Raw genomic sequence first — 23,802 nt, 5'->3', positions numbered from 1 at the left:
TCCTATTAATATGAATATCTCTAAACTTATATGTCTGGTAGGTGTTTCGATAGCCGGTATTATGTACCCAGCTGTTGTAAATGCCCAAAAGCCGGGAGGTACAAGGGCCACCGCCACGCCTGATTCCTTGCCGGTACCTTATACTAACACGTCAATTAACTATGTCAGAATCTGGGAGCCTGATATGCCGCTAACAGATACAAGTGCGGTGACTTCAACCTTAAGAAAGGTGCGAGAGGTAAAACAAACCACACAATACATTGATGGCCTGGGCCGTCCTCTCCAAAGTGTGGGTAAAGGCATCAGCGACTTTGGCCGGGATCTGGTATCTTCCAATGTCTATGACGAATTTGGAAATGAGCAATATCAGTACCTTCCTTTTACGCCCAGATCAGCTAACGTAAATGATGGGAAGTTTAAAATCAATCCTTTCAGTGCGCAGGATACGTTTTACAGAAATGGAGCATTGAATCCGGGTTTGGTGGGAGAGCATATATTTTACAACAAGAGCGAGTATGATGCCTCTCCATTAAACAGGGTTGTTAAATTTTATGGTGCTGGCGATAGTTGGGCAACGCATCCGGTGGAATATAAATATCTATTTAATACGGCGGCTGACTCTGTACGGATATGGAGTATTGGTTCATGGTTGCCAGCAAGTACAGGCATTTATGCCGCTGGCCAGCTTCGTAAGAGCGTGACCATTGATGAGAGTGGGAGTCAGGTGATTGAGTATGAGGATAAAAGTGGAAATGTCATATTGAAGAAAGTCCAATTGTCTTCAAGCCCAGGGACAGCTCATATAGGATGGTTGTGTACGTATTATGTTTTTGATGATATGGGAAATCTGAGATTTACAATTCCACCAATGGCTGTTGACTTTGCACTGACAAACAATTGGAACATAGGGACGATTGCGCAGGAACTATGTTTTCAGTATCAGTATGATGAGCGGAAAAGAATGGTTGTAAAGAAGTTTCCTGGCGCAGGTCCGGTATCAATGGTTTATGACGTTCGGGACAGACTGGTATTTACGCAGGACTCGGCACAGTGGTCTAAGTCACCAAAGGAATGGCTGGCTACGTTTTATGATACCCAAAACCGTCCTACAATGACTGCCATTTATACAACAAACGTAACAAGGGCAGCTTTGCAGGCTAGTATGAATACAGCAACAACGACACAGACAATTAAGTATGGTATCCCCCCAAAAGCTGATATTGCTCTTTATATCCATGATGGTAGTGCGATTTATAAAGCTACAAACAGTATAACTGCGCTGGATAATTTTGATACAGGTAATGGTGAGGTGAATATGGAAATTGATACTAGCGCGACGGGCGATACCACCATCCTAACAGTTAGTAATCCGTTGCCTGATATCCCTTCAAGTGCGCTGATACCTTTAACCTATACATTTTATGATGATTACAGTTATTCGGGTCGACAGGCTTTTGCAAGCGCCGATATGAATAAACCTGAAGCTGCAGATTCGCTGTTTCCTGTCAGAGCGTCCAGTTACAGTAATCTGACGACAGGTTTAGTGACAGGCACTAAAGTTCGCATTTTAGGTACAGATAAGTGGTTGGTCACGAGTACCTATTATAATGATAAAGGCCTTGCTATTCAAATCATAAGTGACAATCATCTGGATGGAAAGGATGTTCTTACAAATTTATATGCTTTCAATGGTCGCCTGCTGAGTAGTTACATGCGCCATCAAAATCCTAAGAGTATCACTCCGCAAACTACTTTGTTGACAGTAAATTCATACGATCATAGTAATCGTCTGACTACTATAAAAAAACGTCTGAATGACAGACCTGATTTAGAGAGAACGATTTCGAGTAGCAGATATGACGAATTAGGAAGGCTTAGATCTAAATACCTGGGCGTATCTTCTTCAGGTGCCGTTATTGACTCTTTGAGTTATGCGTATAATATAAAAGGTTGGATCCAAGGAATAAATAGAAATTTTGTGACAGGGGCTACAGGCAAAAGCAATTGGTTTGGGCAAGAGTTCAGTTATGATTATGGATTTACTACCAACCAATACAACGGTAATGTTGCAGGTATCAAATGGAAAAGTGGGTCTGATACTATTGCCCGTGCATATGGGTTTAGTTACGATATAGCAAAGAGATTAACTGGCGCAGAATTTTCACAACTAAGCGGCGCTAACTGGCTCAAAGATAAAATGGACTTTTCAGTTGATAATCTGACTTATGATGCAAACGGAAATATTAAGTCGATGCGGCAGAAAGGGATGATAGGTACAAAAATAGATACTATTGATCAGCTGATTTATGTATACCAGAGTAATAGTAATAAGCTGCTATCTGTTTCCGATCCGAACCCCGCGAAAACGGTGACAGCAATGTTAGGTGATTTTATCAACGGTACTAATACAGGAAATGATTACTGGTACGATCCGAATGGAAATCTTGTGGCAGATTCCAATAAACATATCAGTAGAGTACAGTATAATTTTTTAAATAAACCTACTGTTATCACTATTGATGGGAAAGGTTCGGTAACATATGTTTATGATGCTCTTGGTACAAAATTGAGTAAAATTGTAGTTGATAATACAGTTTCGCCAGCTAAGGTGTTGACAACTGATTATAATGGTCTTTTTGTCTATCAGCAAGATTCTCTTGAGCTAATCAGTCATGAAGAAGGTCGTATTCGCCCGGTTTATAAGACAGGTGATTCCGTCAGATATGTATATGACTATTTTGAGAAGGATTATTTAGATAATGTTAGAACTATATTAACAGAACAAAGTGATTTTTCTATGTATGCGGCGACGATGGAAACAGGAAAAGCGGCTACAGAATCTGCATTATTCAGTAATATTGAACAGACCCGTACTGAAAAGCCAGTTGGCTATCCGGAGGATAAGACAACTGAGGAAAATAAATTTGTCTCTAAATTAAATGCAAGAACAGGCGGTAAAAAAATTGGTCCTTCATTAGTTTTGAGAGTAATGGCGGGAGATACTGTCGCAATGAGTACCAAGGCCTTTTATAAATCACAGGGACCTGAAGATAAATCAAAAGCGCCTGTTGAAGATATGTTGATAGGACTGGCACAGGCATTTGGTGGCGACGGTGTAATAGATGGGTCTCACGCGGGAAATGTTCTGAGCAATTCAACGCCATTTACAGCTGACTTTTACAATAATACTTATCAAAGATTGAAGGAAAAAGGCAAACAACCTCAACAAACGGGACGCCCTAAAGCTTATCTTAACTTTGTGCTATTTGATGATGAGTTTAATGTCGTGGAAGGAAATAGCGGTGTAAGGCAAGTCAAGGCGACGCCTGACGAATTACAGGCGCTGAATGTTGAGAAAATGACAATGGACAAGAGCGGTTTCCTATACATTTATACAAGCAATGAGAGTCAGCAGGATGTTTATTTTGATAACGTTATCCTGGGATTAAATTCGGGACCTTTACTGGAGGAAACTCATTATTATCCTTATGGATTGGTGATGAGGGGAATTTCGTCCAATGCTTTAAAAGGGACTGATTATGTCGAGAACAGGATGAAATATAATGGCAAGGAATTGCAGTCTGATGAATTTTTGAAAGGTGGAGGGTTGGATTGGTATGACTATGGCGCCAGGATGTATAATGTGCAGATTGGAAGATGGCAAGGGGTTGACCCGATGGCTAATAAGATGTCCCGGCATTCTCCATATAATTATGCATTTAATAATCCTATACGTTTTATTGATCCTGATGGGATGGTACCAGCAACGGTATATGATTCATTGATTCCATTACCTGATGGCGCGACGATAGCTGGGTCTGAAGTAAATCCCCGTTTCATTCGTCAGAATTATCTAGACCCGGCTGCTGAAAAAGCTTCTGCCGGTGATGGGTCAAGGAATATCACCGACTATGCAACTGATAACTCTAAGGATGAGCTTGATAAGATGATTGCTAAAACTTTGTCAGGAGCTTTACCTGATGGCCGCAGTAGGGTCCCATTAGAAATTGATGATCCTGGCTTGTTTGCAGTAGATGATGCCATAACAGTTGAACTTATCAGCATTGAAGTTGACAGAGATTCAAAATATGAGCTGCGACAAAATGTAACCCGTACCACGGATAATAACGGCTCAAATCAACTAGAAAATAATCTCGGCGTATCAAATGAAACGAAGGCAGGGACTGAAAAGACTGGCAACACTTTGAAAGTTGAAGCAGGCACGAAAGAACAGAACACTTCAAGTGGCAGTATAGGAGCAAGTACTACTACTTCGGGATATCGTTATTATGGAACAATAAAGTACACCTATGAGGTTAAATTTAAGGAAGGTGGTTTTTGGGGCGCTTCGCCTGCTAAAGAAACAGTTACTGTGCAAACCAAAGGAACATTTGCTGTACCTACTAAATTGAAGTAAGAATACATAAACCATTTATTGAATGAGAAAATACTTTCTTAATATCGTTTACACTATTTGTTATTTAGTTTATATAGTTTGTTTTCTTTTTAGCTACAACCTGGCAGACTCTTTGGAGTTATTCATGGAACGTTTTGTATGGTTAAAGGCTAAGGATTTAGCAGTATTGGGGTTTGTTATTATGATTGTGTATGCTATTCTGATTTACTGTAATTTGTCTGCAAAACATTACAAGCTAATCGTATTTAATTCGATTTTGGCAGCAGGGTTGCTATACATGTTGCCAGGAGCAAACTTGATCATGCTGGTGAGTATTCATTTACTGATAAGTGGAGCTGTTACTGTCATTCTTGTATTTAATGATATCAGAAACAAAATATCATAACATTAATTGGAATGTCAATGGTATAAAGAAGCCGTCACCTTCTACGTTTGGTGGCGGCTTCTTCGTTTATTGTATGTCGTCAAAAAGAGACAATTGTATCGTATTATCCCGGCGGTCGTTAAGCGTAATAATCTCTCCGAAGTTAGACAATGATATCCCCAGTAAGCGTACGGGTTTATCTTCCGGTTCTGTTGAGCGTAATAACTGTTTTGCTGTTTCCAGTATTTTCTCCAGGTCACCGACAGGAAAAGGAAATGACTGGTTCCTGGTGATCTGTCTGAAGTCGCTGTACTTGATCTTTAGTGTGACCGTCCTGCCTTTCAGGCCATACCGTTTTAACCGTTCATATACTGTTATGGCGATCTTTTCCAGTTCAGCATCCATTTCTTCTGTGCGTGTCAGGTCATAGGGGAAGGTATCTTCAGCGCCCAGGGATTTTGTTTCACGATGTGGCTGTACTTCTCTCTCATCGATCCCTCTGACAATTCTGAAATAGAATGATCCTACTTTTCCGAAGTGTGTTTTCAGGTCATTTTCTGATAAACGTTTCAGGTCTGCACCGGTGTGTAGTCCCATACGCTTCATCTTCTCTGCAGTGACTTTTCCTACACCAAAGAATTTCTCGACCGGTAGTTTTTCCATGAATGATTCTATGGAAGAAGGGCCAATGAAGGTGAGTCCGTCGGGTTTATTCAGATCAGATGCAATCTTTGCGACAAACTTATTTACAGATACACCTGCGGATGCAGTGAGTTGTAGTTCCTCCTTTATGGCCTGTTTGATGAGTTTTGCAATTTCTATAGCTGAGCCGATCTGTTGTTTGTCTTCGGTGACGTCCAGGAATGCTTCATCAAGAGAGAGCGGTTCTATGATATCGGTATGACGGGAAAAGATCTCCCGTATTTTGCGGGAAGCTTCTTTATACACATCAAACCTTGGCCGGACGAAGATGATCTCCGGACAAAGCTGTAAGGCTCTTTTGGAGGGCATAGCAGATCTTACGCCGAATTTACGCGCTTCATAACTGGCAGTTGCCACCACCCCACCTCTACCTTCGGGAGACCCGCCTACTGCGATTGCTTTACCGCGATATTCAGGGTTGTCACGTTGCTCAACAGACGCATAAAATGCATCCATGTCAATATGAATGATCTTCCGTAATTTCTTATTTGTTTCACTCTCCATGTTAGCCGTAGAAGTACAAAGCTACGTCAGTTTGCTGAGGAATTCTTCTGCATGATGCAGGTGTGATCTTAATACCTGTTTGTCCATCTTATCCAGCATCTTTACCAGCATGCCCAGCCTTTGATTGTCGCCGAGAAAGTCCCGGTGTTTGTGCATAAATCGCCAGAAAAGTCCGTCCCATACCTGACACCATTCGCCTTTGGGATAGTTGCTCATTTTCAGGATGTAATTACTGCTGCTGATGTAGGGTTTTGTGCTCATCAGGCCACCATCGGCAAACTGACTCATGCCGTATACATTGGGCACCATTACCCAGTCATATGCGTCGATGTATAATTCCATGAACCATTGATAGACGGCATCAGGATGGAGTTCGCAAAGCAACATAAAATTACCCAGTATCATCAGTCGTTCTATGTGATGCGTATATCCATGTCTGAGTAATTTGTGGATGGTTTGGTCTATAGGTGGAATGCCGGTATTACCAGTATAAAAACTATCCGGCATAGGCCGTTCATGGTCCCAGAAGTTAGTGGTGCGTTGTTTGCTGCCTTCGCGTCTGTACAGTATTCTGATAAATTCCCGCCATCCCAGGATCTGCCGGATAAATCCTTCCAGTGAATTCAGCGGTACTTTGTGTACAGGCGCCATGGCGATCGCTTTTTCGAGTATCTGTATGGGAAGGAGTAAGCCTATGTTTAATGCAGGTGTCAGCATACTGTGATACAGAATGCTTTCTGTCTGAACGATTGCGTCTTCGTAGATGCCAAATTTGCGGAAACGTTCTTCGAGGAACTGTTCCAGCCAGTGTTCTGCCTGCTGGTGTGTAACGGGATAGCGGCATGTAGCGGCGTCTCCCGGGTTGTTTTTATAGTGTTGCTGTACGTAGCCGATCGCTTCTTTCAGGTATTTGCCGGCAGGCGGGAAGCGTGTTTCAGGAATGCTTTCTCCTTTGGGAATCTTCTCCCGGTTATCTGCATCGAAGCTCCAGTGACCGCCGACAGGTCCTTTGACATCGATAAGGATCTGGTGGGTTTTACGTTGGTGAATGTAGAAGTCCTGCATGAAATAGCGCTTCCGTTCATCGAAGAAATCCATTACTTCATCCGGGCGGTTAATGAACCCGGGGTTGGTGTAAATTCTCGGCGCCATATCATACTGGCGGCAGTACCGGTTGATACGTCGTTCCAGCAGATAATCGTCTGGTTCAGCATAGTGCAGTTCGTATACTTTTTTACCGTGCAGCCATTTGAGGAATGATTGTATAGTTGCATGCGGTTCAGTGCTGTCTATATAGCTGACCTGATGGCCTTTCTGTTCCAGGAAGTGCCGGTAATACTGCATACTGGCGCGGTGTAAAGTAAGCTTATGCTGATGGAAGGGATATTGCGTGAAATAGAGCGCTTCTTCCACGATGTATACATGTCTGCTCTTGTCCAGTGCCGGATGTTGTTTGTATAACTGGTGTGGAAATATCAATGTGACCGCTTCCTGTGTCATATGGGGCTATTTAGGAGAAGTGCAGCAAAGAACATACCCTTTCCCGATAGCAGGTGATTCGCCAAAAAAATGTTAAAGTGGTCCCATCATTTATGGAAAGAACGATTTTGCTGCATCATACCGAAAACATTCATTTACCCTAAATTCTATTATGCTATGCAGTATGCCTTACTTTTCCTTGCAAGTTTATCAGTACCTGTATGGCTGAGTTCCAGCGTAGGACTTTCCAGCCGTCGTACGGAGAAAGTAGCTTCCGCGCTGACAGACGATAAAAAGGTCATCGAATGGTATGTTAAGCCGGGTAACAACTGGGTATACCAGAATAGCAATGGCGATTGCTATCTGTATGTCAACATCAAAAGTGGGGAGGGAGAGGCGACTAAACCAAGGGTACCACTGAATATATCACTGGTGCTGGACAGGAGCGGGTCCATGAGTGGGGATAAGATCAAATACGCCAGACAGGCCGCGAAGTTCCTGATAGATCAGCTGAATAGCGCAGATCATCTGTCGATAGTCAACTATGATGACCGGGTGGAGGTGACCAGCCCGTCTCAGTCAGTTAAAAACAAGGAAGCGCTCAAGGCGTCCATCGATAAGATCCACGACCGTGGCTCTACTAATCTGAGCGGTGGCATGCTGGAAGGATATACACAGGTGAAAAGCACCCGTAAGGAAGGGTATGTGAACAGGGTGCTGTTACTGACGGACGGTCTTGCCAATCAGGGAATTACTGATCCGCAGGCCTTGAAAAGACTGGCGGAGAACAAGTATAAGGAGGATGGTATCGCGTTATCCACATTTGGCGTGGGTGCGGACTATAACGAAGACCTGCTGGCTATGCTCGCGGAAAATGGCCGGGCGAACTATTACTTTATTGATAGTCCGGATAAGATTCCGCAGATATTTGCCGGTGAGTTAAAAGGGCTGCTGAGTGTTGTGGCGCAGAATGCCTGGGCGGAGATCACTATTCCGCAGGATATGGAATGCACCTATGTGTATGGCTATCCTTATGAAGTGAAGGGAGGGAAGGTCCTGGTCCGTTTTAACGACCTTTATGCGAATGATGAAAAAGGGATACTGATCAAGCTGAAAAGTAAGGGTACCTATACCACGAATCTGCGTTTCGACTGTACTGTGGGGTATACTAATGTCTCTTCGTTTGAGCAGGTAAAAGAAAGTAAACCGGTGCAGATCAGGATGACAAGTGATAAAGAACTGGTGGCAAAAGGAGAAGATAAAGAAGTGCAGGAAATGCTGGCGCTGTTTGAATCCACCCAGAGCTTTGATGATATCATGGCGGATGTGGATAAAGGGGAATATGATGCTGCCCGTAAGAAGGGACAGGCCGCTGTACAGGTACTGAAGGAAAAACAGGTCCGGTATAATTCTCCTAAACTACAGGAGCAGGTGACGAAAATGTCGTCCTATGTACAGCAGATGGATTCTGTAAGTGTGATGCGGGAATCAGAGAAAAGCATGTATCAGAAGATGAATAAGTCTTCCAACTACAATGTGAAAAAAATGAAGAGTATTAAATAATAACGGCAACCATCAATAAGAGAGCGCCTGATCATTATGATCAGGCGTTGCTATCTTATTTACTGTAGTGCTTAGTCTACCATAACGAGCACCTACATGATAATATATACTTTATGCTTTTTCCAGTACTTCAAATTGCTCGTCCGCACTTGGGCCGTAGCTCCCCGGGATCTTAACGTCCAGGAGGCGAAGGTCTACACCTAATTGTGCCCTGTGGTGTACGATCTGCGAATAGCTGATGCGGATGAATTCAGCTTTGGTGGATCTGCTATAGATATCTTCCCCATTTCTCAGGATCCATTGTTCATCCAGTTCCGGCAGCTGTGCTTTCTCCAGTCTTGCTTTGCCGGCAGCCAGGGTTTCTTCGAAATAGGCTAATAATTCTTTTACACTGGTGATCACTTTAGGATCGTAAGGAGCAGTGGCGAAGTCCAGTTCTTCTGTATCCAGCACCATGCTTACCCAGCCCGGGAGCTCAGCGATGTGCGTAGCCAGTCTGATCACAGACATGCTTTTTGGATGGGGCTGCCAGTTGAACTTGTCTTCAGGAATGATAGAAAGCATCTTACGGGTGGTTTGTGCTTCCTGTTCCATTTCTTTAAGGAGAGATTGAATGATTTCCATATTGCGTTGTTTTGTGATTCTGAAACAAAGTAACAAGCGCCTTGTGACAACCCTATGTCAGTAGTCCGTCAACAGTATGAAAATTTTTTTCTAATCTACCAGTAAGGCCTGGTATTCTTTCTCAAAAGACTCCCCGTAAATGTGTTCGTATTCCTTTGCAAAACTGTTATAAACCGCTCTGGCAGCGGCATGTTGTTTAAGGGCAACCAATGCCCTGCACTTAAACATGACAGCGTCTTCGCTAAGCGGGTCAAAGTTGAGGATGCTGTTGGCGATGGCGATCACCTGTTCGGGGGCGTATTTATGTGTATTTCGCTGTAACTGGTGCAGGAAGCGTGTCGTGATATCGGCAGAGATATCAGATTTAAACTTATCCAGCCAGCCATATTCTGTTTCAGTTAACAGACCGCCTCTTACGGTGAGGGCCACCAGTGCTGTGATATCTTCCGGGGTGTCGGTATCTGCCTTTTCAAGGAACTGTAAGAGGTCAATGCTGACCTGCTCATCATTGAAATAGAGGAGCCATTTGTCATTGTCCTTTTCCAGGGTATAAGGGCCTATTTTGTCGAGCAGGTTCTTTAGTTTGACGATATTGACAGAGCGGTTATTCCTGGCGTCTTTCCCAGTGCGTCCCGGCCAGAGGAGTTCATTGATCCTGTCAGAGGTGATCCCCTTCCGGTCTGGTATGCTATGTAACAGGAGCAGCAGGAACAGTTCTTTTAACAATGGGCTGAATAAACGGGTGATGTTATTGCCTTTATTGTCAAGTACGGTGAATTGTCCGAAGAGGTAGATGGCTGGTCCGGCCGGCGCCGCTGCAACAGCGGTTTCAATAGCCTCTTTGCTGATGGTGACCATTACCGGTACGGGTGTCACTATTATCTGCTCAGCAGGGGCTGGTTTGGGTGTGGTGGCGCCTATGATACGCCGCATGCTGAACAGTATGGCCAGGCAGCACATGATACCGGCTCCTGTTAACAACCATAAGAGCCAGTGACTGGCCGGTTGGCTGTCTTCCGGGGTGGTCAGCAGAGCAGGAGGGAAGAGGATGGTATAAATACGAACCTGTGTGACATGATTTTCCGGTGTATATAATACGACCGCGATCAATTTTTGGGCTTTTTCATAGTAAAACAGCTCTGCCCTGGAACGGATATCGAAATAACGGAAGGGAATGGCGGATGCCAGCGGTGTATATTCCGGTTTTGTGAGTGAGCCTTTGATCAGTTGCAGGGAAGATTGCATTTTGTCATTGGCGAAGGTCAGTGCATAATAGCTTTGCTCTCTGGTGTCAATGACCATAGAATTGCCAAAGGCAAAAGGCTGTTCAGGCGCGGGCAGTTCGTATATCTTTTTAAAAGACGCTGTTCTGGCGTCAAAAAGGTTCAGGTCGTAGAGGTTGTGAGGATTCAGCAGCTGGTCGCCCTTTACGCTTCCCCGGCCACCAATGATATAGGCGGAATCGCCATCTGTGGTTGTACCGAGGGCTGCCTGATAGCGGGGAGTATAAGTATCTCCGCCGGGATTGAGCAGTTCCCATTGGCCGGAGGCGATGTTGTACCGCTGTACCTGATTGGTATACCGGTAGTTACCATAGCCGCCTATGACATAGATGGCACTGTCAAATCCGGCGTAGAACCTGTTGGCGTGCCAGTATTTAGTAACGCTGTCATTATCTACCGGGGTGTTCCAGGAATGGCTGTTTTCGTCGTAGGTGCTTACTTTTTTCAGGTCAGTCAGGAAGTTATAGAGCTGTTTTCCTCCAAAAACCGACTGATTACCAGCAGGTAAGCCATGCGGCTGTGTAAGACTGTCAGTCCGCAGGACGTGCTTATTACAGTCATAACGGAACATGGTATCGCGGGCACAGATATATAGCATACCAGTTTCTTTATTAAAGGCGACGCTGGCATTGCCTATTGTGGTGAAGTCGGCTGCCTGTTCCCAGTTGCGGTAGACATGCGCGAGCCAGATGGGATGATCTATTTCGGCGACCTGCTGATGGATAATGTCTGTATCGTTATTGCCGGTATACTGACGCAGGGGCCAGTGGTGAACGAGGGCGTTTTCCCGGTGTAACTGGATATCTTTCAAACGCATGGGCGGCAGATCAAAGGTTTGCGCCCTGTCATAGCGATTTGCGCCAAAGTACAATCTCCATTCCTTTCCTGGTGTGAAATGCAGACGGGCTTTGCCAACTATCTGCCTGTTCATACGCAGGGTGAGGGAATGTTGTAAGTTGTTGACTTCCAATTGCAGGCGCTGCCAGTCGTGAATGAAGGGAGCGGGAGCTGTTTTCAGGGAGATACCTGAATATTCATCACCGGCTATCAGTTCAAAGGATTGTGTACGGACATTATATACGAGGTCAATATGCTGGTCTTTTTCGTCGGTGAGGCGAAACACGTATCCGAAGTAAGAAGCAATATTGGGTATAAATGAGATGTCGAAGCTGAGCGCAAATTGTTTTCCGGCCATGAATGGTTTATCCGGAAACATGTTCATACCGGTCCTTGCATCCGGATCTATATCCTTACTGGCGAATTCCAGTCCGTATTTTCCCTGCGCAAAAAGGACCCTGGGCATTATGATTAACAATGCCATTAATGCGTATATATGGAGGCGCTTTTTCAATAAAATATGTTCACGGGCAACCCACATTGTTCCCTGTTTTCGGACGGCAAGTTATAATCTTTCCCGGCAATGTTGTGTTAACTTTTCTTTAACAGTGGGTAATTAATTAAACTGTAAGTGATTGTTTCGTATTGCATTAGTTTGTTAACATGGGTGTATTAATAAGATTAGTCAACCCTGTTAATCCCCTGTTAATGTCCCTGTTTATACCCCAAACCTTCCTTTGCGGGACATTAACTCTATTTCCAATTATTACAAACAATCACAACAGAAACATCATGAAAAGATGGTTATGCGTCCTCTTACTGACTTGTTGTGTTTTTAGCACGTATGCACAATCGCGTATTGTTAAAGGCCGGGTCACTGACGAAACGGGGCAACCTGTGATCGGTGCAACAATTAAAGTACTGGGGACAAGCAACGGGACGGGGACAGATGAAAAGGGTAATTTCCATCTGAACACAACTGACAGGCCTATATTGATCTTCAGCTCTATCGGGTACAAATCAGACACTTTACCGGTTACTACACAGTCAGACATTCATATGGTGCTGCGTAGTAATGTAGCGGCGCTGAATGATGTGGTCGTAGTGGGCTATGGTACAACGAAAAAAGTAAACCTGACCGGCGCGGTGTCACAGGTATCCGGAAAGGTATTGGAAAATCGTCCTATTCCCAACCTGAGCCAGGGCTTACAGGGTGTGATCCCCAACCTGAACCTGGTGATGGGAGATGGTAAACCTATCCAGTCGCCTGCGTTTAACATCCGTGGTACGACCTCTATTGGTCAGGGAGGCAATGCGCTGGTCCTGATCGACGGTGTAGAGGGTGATCCGAGTATGCTGAACCCGGCAGACGTTGCCAGTATCTCTGTACTGAAGGATGCATCTTCGGCTGCTATCTATGGTGCAAGAGCTGCGTTTGGTGTGGTGCTGATCACCACCAAGACGCCTGTTAAAGACAAACTGACGGTTAACTATTCTTCTAATTATTCTGTAAAGAAACCAACCACGGTACCTGATATGGTGACCAATGGTTATGAGTATGCTAAGAATTTCAATGAGGCATGGTCTGCCTGGAATGATTATTCCCAGACGCCACAGAATATCAACAAAACCCAGAAGTTCTCACCAGCCTACCTGGAGGCACTAAAGGCGCACAATGACAATCCTTCTCTGCCAAAAACGGAGCTGGATGCCAGTGGTAACTATGTTTATTATGGTAATACTGACTGGTATGGCCTGCTTTATAAAAACCGCACAACTGCTATGGATCAGAACCTGTCTGTATCAGGAAGCAGCGGAAAGGCGAGTTATACTGTGTCTGGCCGTTACTACGGACAGGATGGTCTTTTCCGTTTTAACTCTGATGACTACAGCATGTACAATGTGCGCGCGAAGGGTAATATTCAGTTGACGGACTGGTTGCAGGTATATAATAATACTGAATATTCCAGCAGGGAATATCATAATCCGCTGAACGTTGGTGAAGGCGGTGGTATCTGGAGGAATATGGCGGATGAAGCGCATCCTTCTTCTATGCTGTTCAATCCGGACGGTACGCTCACTTACACAGCAGCTTATACCGTGGGTGATTTTGTATATGGTAAGAACGGTATTGATTTCAACCGTGCATTGTTCCGTAATACAACTGGTTTCATCGCCAACGTGTTTAAGAATAAGTTCAGGCTGAGAGGCGATTTCACTTATCAGAGCATTACAGACAAACAGAAACGTCTGCGTGTACAGGTGCCTTACAGTGCTGCGCCAGGCGTAGTCGCTTATGTGGGTACCGGTTACAATGACCTGATGATGAAAGATTCTACCAACAGATATTTTGCTTCCAACCTGTATGGTGAGTATGAAAATACTTTTGCGGGTGGTCACTATCTGAAAGTACTGGGTGGTTTCAACTATGAACAGGCTACCTATAATGGTCTGGCGGTGACAAGGAATGGTCTGATCTACAGCGATGCAAAGGACCTGAACCTGGCGCTGGGCAGTAACATTGTTACAGCAGGTGGTTATGAGAAATGGGCGATCCAGGGAGAATTCTTCCGTGTGAACTATGGTTATAAAGACCGTTACTTACTGGAGGTAAATGGCCGTTATGACGGTTCTTCCAAATTCCCTTCTAATCAGCGTTATGCTTTCTTCCCATCTGTATCTGCAGGTTGGAGAGTATCGCAGGAGCCTTTCTGGCATGTGCCGTCCGGCATCATGTCTGATCTGAAGATCCGCGGTTCCTATGGTTCACTGGGCAATGGTAATATCAACTCTTATGCTTTCCAGGAGCAGTTCCTGATCGCGCAGTCCGGACGTGTCATCAATGGTATCAGACCACAGACGACCAGTCAGCCGAATGTATTGCCGAATGGTCTTACCTGGGAAACATCCACCACTACCAATGGCGGTATTGATATGGCATTCCTGAACAGCCGTCTGACAGCTAGCGGAGACGTTTATTGGCGCAGAACAACTGACATGTTCACCGTAGGTCAGACATTACCGGCTGTATTTGGTACAGATGTGCCGAAGGGTAACTATGCTAACCTGAAGACGATCGGATGGGAAGCGACCATCTCCTGGAGAGATCAGTTCAAAGTGGCTGACAAGCCTTTCCAATATGGTGTTACTGCTGTGATCTCTGATTACACAGCGACTATCACGAAGTACAATAACACCAATAATAAGCTTTCTGACTATTATGCAGGACAGAAGCTGGGCGAGATCTGGGGATATGAAAATGATGGTTACTGGACCGCACAGAATGTTGGTCAGGCGAAAGCAGCACAGGCTTTATTCAAAGCGTCCAACAGCGGTACCTGGTTACCAGGAGATATCAAGTTCAAAGATCAGAATAACGACGGTGTGATCAACAACGGTGCAAATACGGTGGCTGATCATGGTGATATGAAGATCATCGGTAATTCAACCCCACGTTACAGCTATGGTTTGACGCTGGATGCAAACTGGAATAATTTCTTCTTCAGTACTTTCTTCCAGGGTGTTGGTAAACAGGACTGGTGGCCGGGCGCGGAGTCAGATGTGTTCTGGGGACAATACAACAGGCCTTACAACTTTATGCCTAAATCGCAGGTAGGAAAGATCTGGTCTGAAAAGAATCCGGATGCATATTTCCCACGTTACCGTGGTTATATCGCGCAGAATGGTTCCGGTGTACTGAATGCGAAGCAATCCAAATACCTTCAGAATGCTGCTTATATCCGTCTGAAAAATATCCAGGTAGGATACAATCTGCCGAAGACATTTATCAGTCGTGCGAAATTGTCTGCCGCGCGCGTATTCCTTTCTGCGGAAAACCTCTGGGCGCATTCTCCTATGTTTAAGGTAACCAAAGATCTGGATCCTGAAAGCATTGGCAGATCAGATACTGTTACTGATTCCGGTAACTCCGGTAATGGTAACAACTATCCTATTCTGAAAAGCATGACCCTTGGTCTGAATGTTACATTCTGATAAATAACACAATCAAAAGATAGTAATGATACAACAATATTTTTCCCGGTTACAGCGCGTGATTATGATCGCAGGTGTGGCGGCTTTAATGAGCAGCTGTGCGAAGAACCTGGATCAGACACCGGTAGCGACTGCAGATAAGGATGCTATTTTCGGTAGTGAAGCAGGCATGAAGTTATATACCAACTCCTTTTACGATGTGCTGCCAGCCATGGGAGATGTGTTCAGAAAAGACGCGATGGCGGATTACAGTGCGGTGAGCTCCGTGCCTGATTTTCTGAGAACAGGCGCGTATAATGCACGTGTGGCAGATGGATGGGACTGGAAGCAGTTGCGTAATATCAACTACTTTATCGTGAACTGTAACAACCCGGGGATCGATTCAACTGTCCGTAATAATTACATTGGTCTGGCGCGTTTCTTCCGTGCATACTTTTATTTCGAAAAGGTAAAGCGTTTTGGTAATGTTCCCTGGATCAACAAGCCACTGGACATTAATGACCAGGAAGGACTATATGCCGGCAGGGATAACCGTACGCTGGTGATGGATTCTGTTATCGCAGATCTGGATTATGCGGCGGATCACATTACATTGAAAAGTGATGCAAGTGCCAGTCAGATCACTAAATACGTGGTGTATGGTCTAAAATCAAGAGTGTGCCTGTTTGAAGGTACGTTCCGTAAATACCAGACCTCTTACAACCTGGCAGGTACTGCACCGGCATTGTTGCAACAGGCTGCTGATGCCGCTAAAAAGGTGATGGATGAAGGTGGTTACACCATTAATCAGACCGGTGGTTCAGCTGCGTCTTACCGTCAGTTGTTCATCAGTGCAGCGCCGGTAGCTGCTGAGGTGATGCTGTCGAACGTAACCAGCAGTACACTGGCTGTATTTAATGATGCCAACTGGTATTTCACTTCTGCTACTTATGGTAACCGTCTGAGCTTTACCAGGACGTTTATCAACACGTACCTGAATATTGACGGGACACCGTTCACCAATGAAGCGGGATATGAAACGCAGACATTCGCGCAGGAAACGCAGGGACGTGACATGCGTTTGCAGCAGACCATCCGTATGGGATCTTATACCCGTACCGATAATGGAAAAACGGTTGCAGCTCCGCCTGTATTTTCTTATACTTACACTGGCTATATGCCGATCAAGTTTACGCTGGATGATACTTATTATGACGGCGGTACGACCGGTACGAACTCTATCACCCTGATGCGTTATGCAGAGATCCTGCTGAACTATGCAGAGGCGATGGCGGAACTGGGTAAACTTTCGGATAATGACTGGGCGAAAACAGTAGGTGCACTGCGTGCCCGTGCTGGTATTACCGGTGGTATTACGGCTAAGCCGACGGTAGCGGACAATTACCTGAAAACAAACTATTTTCCGGGTATTTCAGACGCAGCGTTGCTGGAGATACGCAGAGAGCGTGGTATAGAATTGGTGCTGGAAGGTTTCCGTTTCCATGATCTGATCAGATGGAAAGCGGGCGATCTGCTGACGAAGCCGTGGACCGGTATGTATGTGCCTGCATTGGATACACCTATGGATCTGAATGGTGATGGCGTGCTGGATGTATGTTTTTACAAGACAGCACCCGCTGATCAGGTAAAAGGGGTTACGTATATCAATGTAAACCCTGTGCTGAGCAGTGGCGCTAATCCGCAGGTATTGTCAAATGATACACATGGTGAGCTGCACTGGCTGGATAATGTATCCCGCGAATGGGCTGACTATAAGTATCTTTATCCGGTACCTTATACCGACCTGCAACTGAACCCTAAACTGGGACAGAATCCGGGTTGGGAGCTGTAAGGAATTAAATTAAATGATCATTATAAACACGAGATGCAGATGAAAAGAAAGATGCTCCTGATGGCTGTTTTTACCGTGCTGAGTTACGCTGTAATGGCGCAGAGGATGACGGTGGCCACTTACAACATGCGTAATGACAATAACAAGGAAGACGCTGCTCATGGCAACGGTTGGAAACAGCGCTATCCGGTGATCGCTTCCATGATCCGCTTTCATGGGTTTGATATTTTTGGAACACAGGAATGTATGCACCACCAGCTGGAAAACCTGAAGGACAGTCTGCCGGGTTATGCGTATGTAGGTATCGGCCGTGATGACGGGAAAGAAGCTGGAGAGTATTCTGCAATCTTTTACAATGGTGTAAAGTTCAAATTACTGGAACATGGAGATTTCTGGATGGCTGAAGAAACTGATAAGCCAGTAAAAGGCTGGGATGCGGTATTGCCAAGGATCTGTACCTGGGGTAAATTCAAAGAGATCAAAACAGGATTTACTTTTTACTTCTTTAATCTGCATATGGACCACGTAGGTGTGAAAGCGCGTGCGGAGAGTGCCAAACTGGTAATGGATAAAGTAAGGAAGATGGCGGGTAATATTCCGACTATTCTGACAGGTGATTTTAACGTGGATCAGCAAAGTGAATCTTATACATTGATCAATACTTCCGGTCTGCTGAAAGATGCCTATGAAACGACTGCTATCCGTTATGCGGAGAATGGTACTTTCAACGCGTTCAATCCAAACAGCAAGACGGACAGCCGTATCGATCACATTTTCCTGACCAGACAATTCCGTGTGGAAAAATATGGTATACTGACGGATACTTATCGTGGTCCGGTGGTAACAGAAAATGGCGACGACAAGGTGAGTTCAGCTGATTTCCCGAAAGAGGTATCACTGAAGAAGTATGTGGCGCGTGTGCCATCTGATCACTTCCCGGTGATGGCGGTTATTACCTGGAAGTAAGGATCTGTAAATAATTATGTAAAAAGCTCCTGTCGGTATCGTCCGGCAGGAGCTTTTTGCATTTTTTCTGAAAATATTTTTTTTCGTATAGCTATAGTTAGGAGAGCCTCCATGCCGGTATTGCCATGGCTTATATGCTGTTTGACTAAGAACTGGTTAAAGATGTTATTTTTTCTTTCTATAACGAGTAGTAGTACTCACTTGTGTTTCAATGAGTACATATTTTAGGGGGTGCTGATTAGCAATTAGTTGGAGGAAAAGCGAAAACAGAAGCTGTTGGAACACGCAATTAACGGGCATCTTACTGAAACTGTCAGGGTATATATTGCGTATGTTTATCATGTATTATACACGCTTAAGCTTTCGTAATTTTTTATGATGCACTTACCTGAAAACATAATCATTACTGTAGTATTTGGACTAATGCTGGCCCTCATTGTATTTCTGCTGACCAGGCATAATTTTTCCAGACATGGCAAGACAGACTATCAGAAGAAGATAGAGATTGCCAACAACGAAATGCTGTATTCCATCAGGCCTTTACTTGTCGAAAAGAAGGTGCCTTCGAAGGAAATCCTAGGAGCAGTTCGTTATTCAACCGCCAAGAAGTATGGAGTGGAACAAAATGACCTTTACGATGAATTTTCTCTGACGAGCGACTTAATTAATGAAACAATAGCCAATTCATTTCTGACTTCAGATGAGAAGCTGGAGTTCTGTAGTCTGTTGCAGTCTATCAAATAAATGCAATCTGCTTTTTACAGGCAAATGCCTTCTAAGTTAGTTCTTAGAAGGCATTTTGCTTGTTGGCTTTTTAGTATTTTTCGCCGCTGTTGATTTAGAGGAGTTTGATTTATCAGTATCCGTTTTTGTTTTGGAAACTGTTTTAGCGGTTGTTGGTTTGCTGTTTGTTGTTTTTTCTGCGGATGTTTTAGCAGTAGCTGGTTTAGGCATGGTTGCTTTTGGAACCGGCTTTTTGCTGTTGATCCTTTTTATTTCGGTACTGGCCAGGTCTTTTGCTTCCTGGTCACCATATTTTAAGGTCTGTTCGTAATACATCACTGCGTGTTCATCATCACCTTTTTTGGCGTAGATGTTAGCGATGTTGTTTAATACGATATAGTCTTTCGGCGCAACGGCATTGGCTTTCAGGAACGTAGCCAGTGCGTTTTCTGTATCTTCTTTCAGCGTGTATGCCAGACCGAGGTCGGAGAGGCTTTCCACGTGTTTAGGATAATATTTCAGCACGGTCTCGGAGATCAGTTTGATGTTGTCTGCCTGGCTTTTACCTACGTTGTAGATCTGGGCAACGTATTCCTGCACGGCATTGAGCATGAACTGTTCCGGTTTTTCCAGTGATTTGTTATCGGACCATTTCCATTTGTTGTCGATCGTGTGACCGTAGTTGATAGCGGACACCAGTTCTTTGGTCAGATTGGTATAATTATAGTTTTCACCCAGCATATAGATTTTGCCGAAGCGCATATCCAGACGGTTGGGGAATTTGGAGATACCGGTATTAATGTATTTAAAACCTTTGTTCAGTGGTTCTTTTTTGTAACCAACCTCACTGGTATAACCGGCAGGGTCACCATTTTTACCTGCTTTGAGGGCATTGGAGCCGTTGGCAGTATGGTTGATGGTCACTACTTCTGTTTTACTTTTGGAAACGTAATAGTTGAAGTATGCGATATAGAGTTCAGCGTCATTGGGTTTCGCTTTCTCCCATTTCGCCAGCAGTACACGTTGTTTGGTAGTGTCGCCGCTAGTGCTTAACTTTTCGAAATCCTGCTTATAGTTTTGGGCAATAGTAGGGACAGAGAATGCTGTAGACAGCAATAGGAATGTAGAAAATCTTTTCATATTCATAGGATTGGAATAAACGGTACTACGCCGTTGATATAAAAAATCGAACCTTGTTCTTACTGGTTAGACCAGACCTTGGAGTACAAAGTTACTGAGATAATACTATTATTTGCCATATTTCGACCTAACGGTCATAAATAAGTTGCTTTCATAGATGCTTTGCGGTGAGATAACCGTTTCATTTACAGGGAGATTGTCCCCATAACGTTCACGGATAATCTCTTTCACTGGTTCACTGCTGAGATCAAAATCTTTCATCTTCTGCAATTTGCCCACTTCTACGCCAGCGGCTCTCTTATAGATCTTCCATATCAGCTCTGAGCAGTATATTTCATCGTCGGACCATTCGAAGAATGCATCATAGGATTTGCCCAGCATTTTTTTGCCTTCGGCTTCCATCTTTTGCAATACCTGCGGTGTCAACTGTTTATCTGCATTTTTCAGCCGGCGTACTACATATTTTTTCCCTTCCCCATGTGAGATCCATTCGTCCAGTGGCGTCATTCGGACAGGTTGTACAGCTTCCAGTACATAGTCTTCATTGCCCACTTTCCAGATCATGCCGCAGTGACTGAACTGCGAATGTGTGGCGAGTCTTACCGCGTGGCATTGCGGAGACATAGATGTCTGAAAAATAAGGTCCCCTGAGCGCAGCGGCGCTTCCTCTTTAAAACCATACAGTAATGTAAGGGTACTTAATGAGGTAATAACCAATCCTATTGCGAGTATCTTTTTCATACGTAACCGGGAAACTGGATATAAGCGCTTACGTTATACACATATAAATTTAGTTAAATTTATCGCTACGCAAATGTTAAAATACTGGAAAGAGGGACGTTCCTATTGTATTTTAACTCCTTTTCATGCTTTTTTACCCCTTTTGGTGACTAAAATTGATGAGTGGTAGGATTTCGCTGAGTGCCACTACTTACTGTTTTAAGTAGCCATGCTGGCAATTCGCGCCTATATTTTGCATTTTGCGTCGTGATGAACCGGGAATTTCACCGAGTTAGCGATAAAGCAAAGCTGGTTTGCTTTCGCATGCAGCGCATTGGCTTTATCGATCATGGCAACATCCGTTACCGTTACTTCGGGATGCAGGGTTACTTCGGAGAAGTGACCGCCGCCATCTGCCGTTTCTACCATCGTACCGGTGGCATGATCAACATAATCAATGACTACGACGCCTGCTTCGGAACAGAGGTGCAGGTACCAGAGCATATGACAGGAAGAAAGTGAAGCTACCAGCATTTCTTCCGGGTTATAACGGGTCTTGTCTCCCCTGAAGCTGGGATCGGAGGAACCCGGAATTTCAGGTTTGCCGTCAGCCTGGAGGATGTGATTGCGTTCGTATGCCTGGTAGGCTGAGGTGCCGGAACCAGTATTGCCGGTCCAGCGGGTGGTCATCTTATAATGGTGCGTTCCTTTCATAATCATATCAGATAAGTGCCTGTTTAGCCATTGTATTCCGCGAGCCGCTGCAGGAGCGGGAGAAAAGCTTCTATCAGCGCAAGTTCTTCAGCAGAAAAGAGCTTATCCATTGCTTTTACCAGCCATTCTTCTTTAATACGTCTGTTTTCATACAGGTGCTGGATCCCTTTTTCGGTCAGTGATACAACAGATTTCCTTTTGTCGGTTTCGTCCATTACGCGGTTGACGCAGCCTACTTCTTCCAGCCGGTTGAGGATCTGGGAGATGGCCTGTGCCGATATACGCTCCATTTCTGCCAGGGCGGAGGGCAGTAATTTGCCGTGCTGGTCGAGCAGGCCCATTGTGAGTAACTCTGCGTTGGAGAAATCGGAGCTGATGTTTTGTTTGCGTAGCTGCCTGACGAGACGGGTGACCGTACTGCGCAGGGAAGCGGCTACTTCATAAGTGTTTGCGGACATAATACAGAATCAGTTTACAAAGTTACTTTACATTTTCTGAACTATCGCCTATTACCCGGACAATTGTCTACCGAAATGCCATTTCCGGCTACTGACGGGCATTTTATGTCTACAATAGGCCCTTTAAACACCTTTTTGAGGCCAACGGGAGAGAATAGAACGGCTGTGTTTCATAAAAAAGCTGTACTTTTGTAAAGTAACTTTATTAATTTACTTAATCAAATGTCAGTATTTCGTTCATTAAAACACCATAACTTCAGACTTCACTTTATAGGACAAGCCATATCACTCATAGGGACATGGATGCAAAGGGTAGCTATCAGCTGGCTGGTATACCGCATCACAGGGTCCGCTCTTTTACTTGGACTGGTGACTTTCCTCAGTCTGATACCTTCCCTGGTGCTGGCGCCTTTTGCCGGCAGTTTCATTGACAGACATAATAAGTTCAAGGTAGTCATGGTTACCCAGATCGCACTGATGGTGCAGGCGGGTATACTGGCGGCGATGGTCTGGCTGAATTATTACAGTATGATCTGGATTTCGGTATTGAGTCTGGCGCAGGGGCTGATCAATGCTTTTGACACCACGGCCCGGCAGGCGCTGATGGTCGATCTGGTAGATGACAAAGAAGATCTGCCGAATGCGATCGCGTTGAACTCTTCCGCATTCAATGCCGCACGACTGGTAGGACCAGCGTTGGCGGGAATCATCCTCAGTTCATTTGGGGAGGATATCTGTTTTCTGATCAACTTCCTGAGTTTTATTGCGGTGATCTGTTGTCTGGTGATGATGAAATTAGCGCTCATACCGGCTTCCCGTTCTGATGTGAATATCTGGGCTGATCTGAGAAAGGGGTATGAGTACCTCCGGGAATCGCCTGATCTTTCTTCACTGATATTACTGCTGGCGGCTTCCAGTCTGCTGGTGATACCTTATACGACTTTACTCCCTGTTTTCGCCAAAGACGTGTTCCATGGCGATGCCACTACCTTTAGCTGGTTTGAAAGTGCTGCTGGCTTAGGGGCATTGTTTGGGGCGGTGTTTATGGCAACACTTAAACCCGGCCGTGATCTGATCAGGCTGACGATCCTTTCCAGTACTGTATTTGCTGTAGCCTTACTGGGACTGGCAGTATCTTCTTCCATTGTACTGGCATTGGCGGCTACTGCTGCAACAGGCGGCGGACTGATGATCCAGAACTCGGCGATCAATACTTATCTGCAGACGCATGCTTCTTCTGAAATGCGTGCGCGGACGCTGAGTTATTACATTATGTCTTACCAGGGAATGTTACCGATCGGTAGTCTGGTGATCGGATATCTTGCACATTATTTCGGTGTAGGAGTGGTGGTCTTTGCAGAGGGAATTATGGGGATACTGATCGTGATCGTGTTTATGTTGCATCAGCGGGGTATCAGTCACTGGATAAGGGTGTTGCACGTAATCAGACTGCGTTACCTGAGATAGTATATGACCATTCAAAA

Annotated in this window: 16 protein-coding genes; 8 read left to right on the top strand and 8 right to left on the bottom strand. The window is 44.8% G+C overall.

What is annotated here, in order from left to right:
- Nucleotides 1-10 precede the first annotated feature (10 nt).
- Together BMZ72_RS22240 and BMZ72_RS22235 are read left to right on the top strand one after the other, a co-directional pair.
- A complete protein-coding gene (locus BMZ72_RS22240) occupies nucleotides 11-4,417 on the top strand; it encodes a DUF6443 domain-containing protein (RefSeq protein WP_089811907.1) in 4,407 nt (1,468 codons plus the stop codon).
- Between the two features lie 22 nt (nucleotides 4,418-4,439).
- A complete protein-coding gene (locus tag BMZ72_RS22235; protein WP_089811906.1) occupies nucleotides 4,440-4,802 on the top strand; it encodes a hypothetical protein in 363 nt (120 codons plus the stop codon).
- A gap of 66 nt (nucleotides 4,803-4,868) precedes the next feature.
- On the opposite strand, the gene dinB is transcribed toward BMZ72_RS22235, so the two are convergent.
- Both dinB and BMZ72_RS22225 read right to left on the bottom strand, forming a co-directional pair.
- A complete protein-coding gene (gene dinB, locus BMZ72_RS22230; protein ID WP_089811905.1) occupies nucleotides 4,869-5,987 on the bottom strand; it encodes a DNA polymerase IV in 1,119 nt (372 codons plus the stop codon).
- 21 nt (nucleotides 5,988-6,008) lie between these two features.
- Entirely contained in the window at nucleotides 6,009-7,487 is a 1,479-nt protein-coding gene (locus BMZ72_RS22225; protein WP_089811904.1) for a cryptochrome/photolyase family protein, read from the bottom strand.
- Nucleotides 7,488-7,643: 156 nt separating this feature from the next.
- Here BMZ72_RS22225 and BMZ72_RS22220 point away from each other — a divergent pair, with 156 nt between their 5' ends.
- Nucleotides 7,644-9,029 carry a vWA domain-containing protein gene (locus BMZ72_RS22220; protein ID WP_177222892.1) on the top strand — a complete coding sequence of 462 codons (1,386 nt, stop codon included), beginning with the start codon at nucleotides 7,644-7,646 and terminating at the stop codon, nucleotides 9,027-9,029.
- 111 nt (nucleotides 9,030-9,140) lie between these two features.
- Here the strand turns inward: BMZ72_RS22220 and BMZ72_RS22215 are convergent, their stop codons facing one another.
- Nucleotides 9,141-9,653 carry a DinB family protein gene (locus tag BMZ72_RS22215; protein ID WP_089811902.1) on the bottom strand — a complete coding sequence of 171 codons (513 nt, stop codon included), beginning with the start codon at nucleotides 9,651-9,653 and terminating at the stop codon, nucleotides 9,141-9,143.
- Nucleotides 9,654-9,743: 90 nt separating this feature from the next.
- Entirely contained in the window at nucleotides 9,744-12,257 is a 2,514-nt protein-coding gene (locus BMZ72_RS22210) for an FBX42 beta-propeller domain-containing protein (protein ID WP_177222891.1), read from the bottom strand.
- A 308-nt stretch (nucleotides 12,258-12,565) separates the two neighbouring features.
- On the opposite strand from BMZ72_RS22210, the gene BMZ72_RS22205 reads away from it, so the two are divergent.
- From BMZ72_RS22205 to BMZ72_RS22190, 4 genes are all read left to right on the top strand, one after another.
- The gene (locus BMZ72_RS22205) at nucleotides 12,566-15,766 is read left to right on the top strand and encodes a SusC/RagA family TonB-linked outer membrane protein (protein WP_255373265.1); all 3,201 of its coding nucleotides are present in this window, start codon (nucleotides 12,566-12,568) and stop codon (nucleotides 15,764-15,766) included.
- 25 nt (nucleotides 15,767-15,791) lie between these two features.
- Nucleotides 15,792-17,597, top strand: coding sequence for a RagB/SusD family nutrient uptake outer membrane protein (locus BMZ72_RS22200; protein ID WP_255373264.1), 1,806 nt, complete (start codon nucleotides 15,792-15,794; stop codon nucleotides 17,595-17,597).
- Nucleotides 17,598-17,636: 39 nt separating this feature from the next.
- Nucleotides 17,637-18,563, top strand: a complete 927-nt coding sequence (locus BMZ72_RS22195; protein WP_089812392.1) for an endonuclease/exonuclease/phosphatase family protein — start codon at nucleotides 17,637-17,639, stop codon at nucleotides 18,561-18,563.
- Between the two features lie 375 nt (nucleotides 18,564-18,938).
- Nucleotides 18,939-19,307 (top strand): hypothetical protein, encoded by a 369-nt coding sequence (locus BMZ72_RS22190; protein WP_143087749.1) that lies wholly within the window; start codon nucleotides 18,939-18,941, stop codon nucleotides 19,305-19,307.
- A 36-nt stretch (nucleotides 19,308-19,343) separates the two neighbouring features.
- Here the strand turns inward: BMZ72_RS22190 and BMZ72_RS22185 are convergent, their stop codons facing one another.
- From BMZ72_RS22185 to BMZ72_RS22170, 4 genes are all read right to left on the bottom strand, one after another.
- Nucleotides 19,344-20,426, bottom strand: coding sequence for a tetratricopeptide repeat protein (locus tag BMZ72_RS22185; RefSeq protein ID WP_177222889.1), 1,083 nt, complete (start codon nucleotides 20,424-20,426; stop codon nucleotides 19,344-19,346).
- Between the two features lie 108 nt (nucleotides 20,427-20,534).
- A complete protein-coding gene (locus BMZ72_RS22180) occupies nucleotides 20,535-21,167 on the bottom strand; it encodes a YiiX family permuted papain-like enzyme (protein WP_089811897.1) in 633 nt (210 codons plus the stop codon).
- Nucleotides 21,168-21,392: 225 nt separating this feature from the next.
- Nucleotides 21,393-21,860, bottom strand: coding sequence for an OsmC family protein (locus BMZ72_RS22175; protein ID WP_089812391.1), 468 nt, complete (start codon nucleotides 21,858-21,860; stop codon nucleotides 21,393-21,395).
- Between the two features lie 23 nt (nucleotides 21,861-21,883).
- Nucleotides 21,884-22,318 carry a MarR family winged helix-turn-helix transcriptional regulator gene (locus tag BMZ72_RS22170; protein WP_089811896.1) on the bottom strand — a complete coding sequence of 145 codons (435 nt, stop codon included), beginning with the start codon at nucleotides 22,316-22,318 and terminating at the stop codon, nucleotides 21,884-21,886.
- A gap of 222 nt (nucleotides 22,319-22,540) precedes the next feature.
- On the opposite strand from BMZ72_RS22170, the gene BMZ72_RS22165 reads away from it, so the two are divergent.
- Nucleotides 22,541-23,785, top strand: a complete 1,245-nt coding sequence (locus BMZ72_RS22165) for an MFS transporter (RefSeq protein WP_089811895.1) — start codon at nucleotides 22,541-22,543, stop codon at nucleotides 23,783-23,785.
- Nucleotides 23,786-23,802: the final 17 nt, after the last annotated feature.

Source organism: Chitinophaga sp. YR627, from assembly GCF_900114995.1.
Classification (GTDB): domain Bacteria; phylum Bacteroidota; class Bacteroidia; order Chitinophagales; family Chitinophagaceae; genus Chitinophaga.
The sequence above is the reverse complement of the archived record's forward strand: the minus strand, read 5'-3'. Positions and strand labels throughout refer to the sequence as shown.

Coding starts and splice junctions, on each gene's coding strand:
- BMZ72_RS22190 (WP_143087749.1), top strand. CDS start 18,939: ATGATGCACTTACCTGAAAACATAATCATTACTGTAGTATTTGGACTA.
- BMZ72_RS22180 (WP_089811897.1), bottom strand. CDS start 21,167: ATGAAAAAGATACTCGCAATAGGATTGGTTATTACCTCATTAAGTACC.
- BMZ72_RS22170 (WP_089811896.1), bottom strand. CDS start 22,318: ATGTCCGCAAACACTTATGAAGTAGCCGCTTCCCTGCGCAGTACGGTC.
- BMZ72_RS22175 (WP_089812391.1), bottom strand. CDS start 21,860: ATGAAAGGAACGCACCATTATAAGATGACCACCCGCTGGACCGGCAAT.
- BMZ72_RS22240 (WP_089811907.1), top strand. CDS start 11: ATGAATATCTCTAAACTTATATGTCTGGTAGGTGTTTCGATAGCCGGT.
- BMZ72_RS22225 (WP_089811904.1), bottom strand. CDS start 7,487: ATGACACAGGAAGCGGTCACATTGATATTTCCACACCAGTTATACAAA.
- BMZ72_RS22165 (WP_089811895.1), top strand. CDS start 22,541: ATGTCAGTATTTCGTTCATTAAAACACCATAACTTCAGACTTCACTTT.
- BMZ72_RS22220 (WP_177222892.1), top strand. CDS start 7,644: ATGCAGTATGCCTTACTTTTCCTTGCAAGTTTATCAGTACCTGTATGG.
- BMZ72_RS22210 (WP_177222891.1), bottom strand. CDS start 12,257: ATGGCATTGTTAATCATAATGCCCAGGGTCCTTTTTGCGCAGGGAAAA.
- BMZ72_RS22205 (WP_255373265.1), top strand. CDS start 12,566: ATGAAAAGATGGTTATGCGTCCTCTTACTGACTTGTTGTGTTTTTAGC.
- dinB (WP_089811905.1), bottom strand. CDS start 5,987: ATGGAGAGTGAAACAAATAAGAAATTACGGAAGATCATTCATATTGAC.
- BMZ72_RS22200 (WP_255373264.1), top strand. CDS start 15,792: ATGATACAACAATATTTTTCCCGGTTACAGCGCGTGATTATGATCGCA.
- BMZ72_RS22235 (WP_089811906.1), top strand. CDS start 4,440: ATGAGAAAATACTTTCTTAATATCGTTTACACTATTTGTTATTTAGTT.
- BMZ72_RS22215 (WP_089811902.1), bottom strand. CDS start 9,653: ATGGAAATCATTCAATCTCTCCTTAAAGAAATGGAACAGGAAGCACAA.
- BMZ72_RS22195 (WP_089812392.1), top strand. CDS start 17,637: ATGAAAAGAAAGATGCTCCTGATGGCTGTTTTTACCGTGCTGAGTTAC.
- BMZ72_RS22185 (WP_177222889.1), bottom strand. CDS start 20,426: ATGAAAAGATTTTCTACATTCCTATTGCTGTCTACAGCATTCTCTGTC.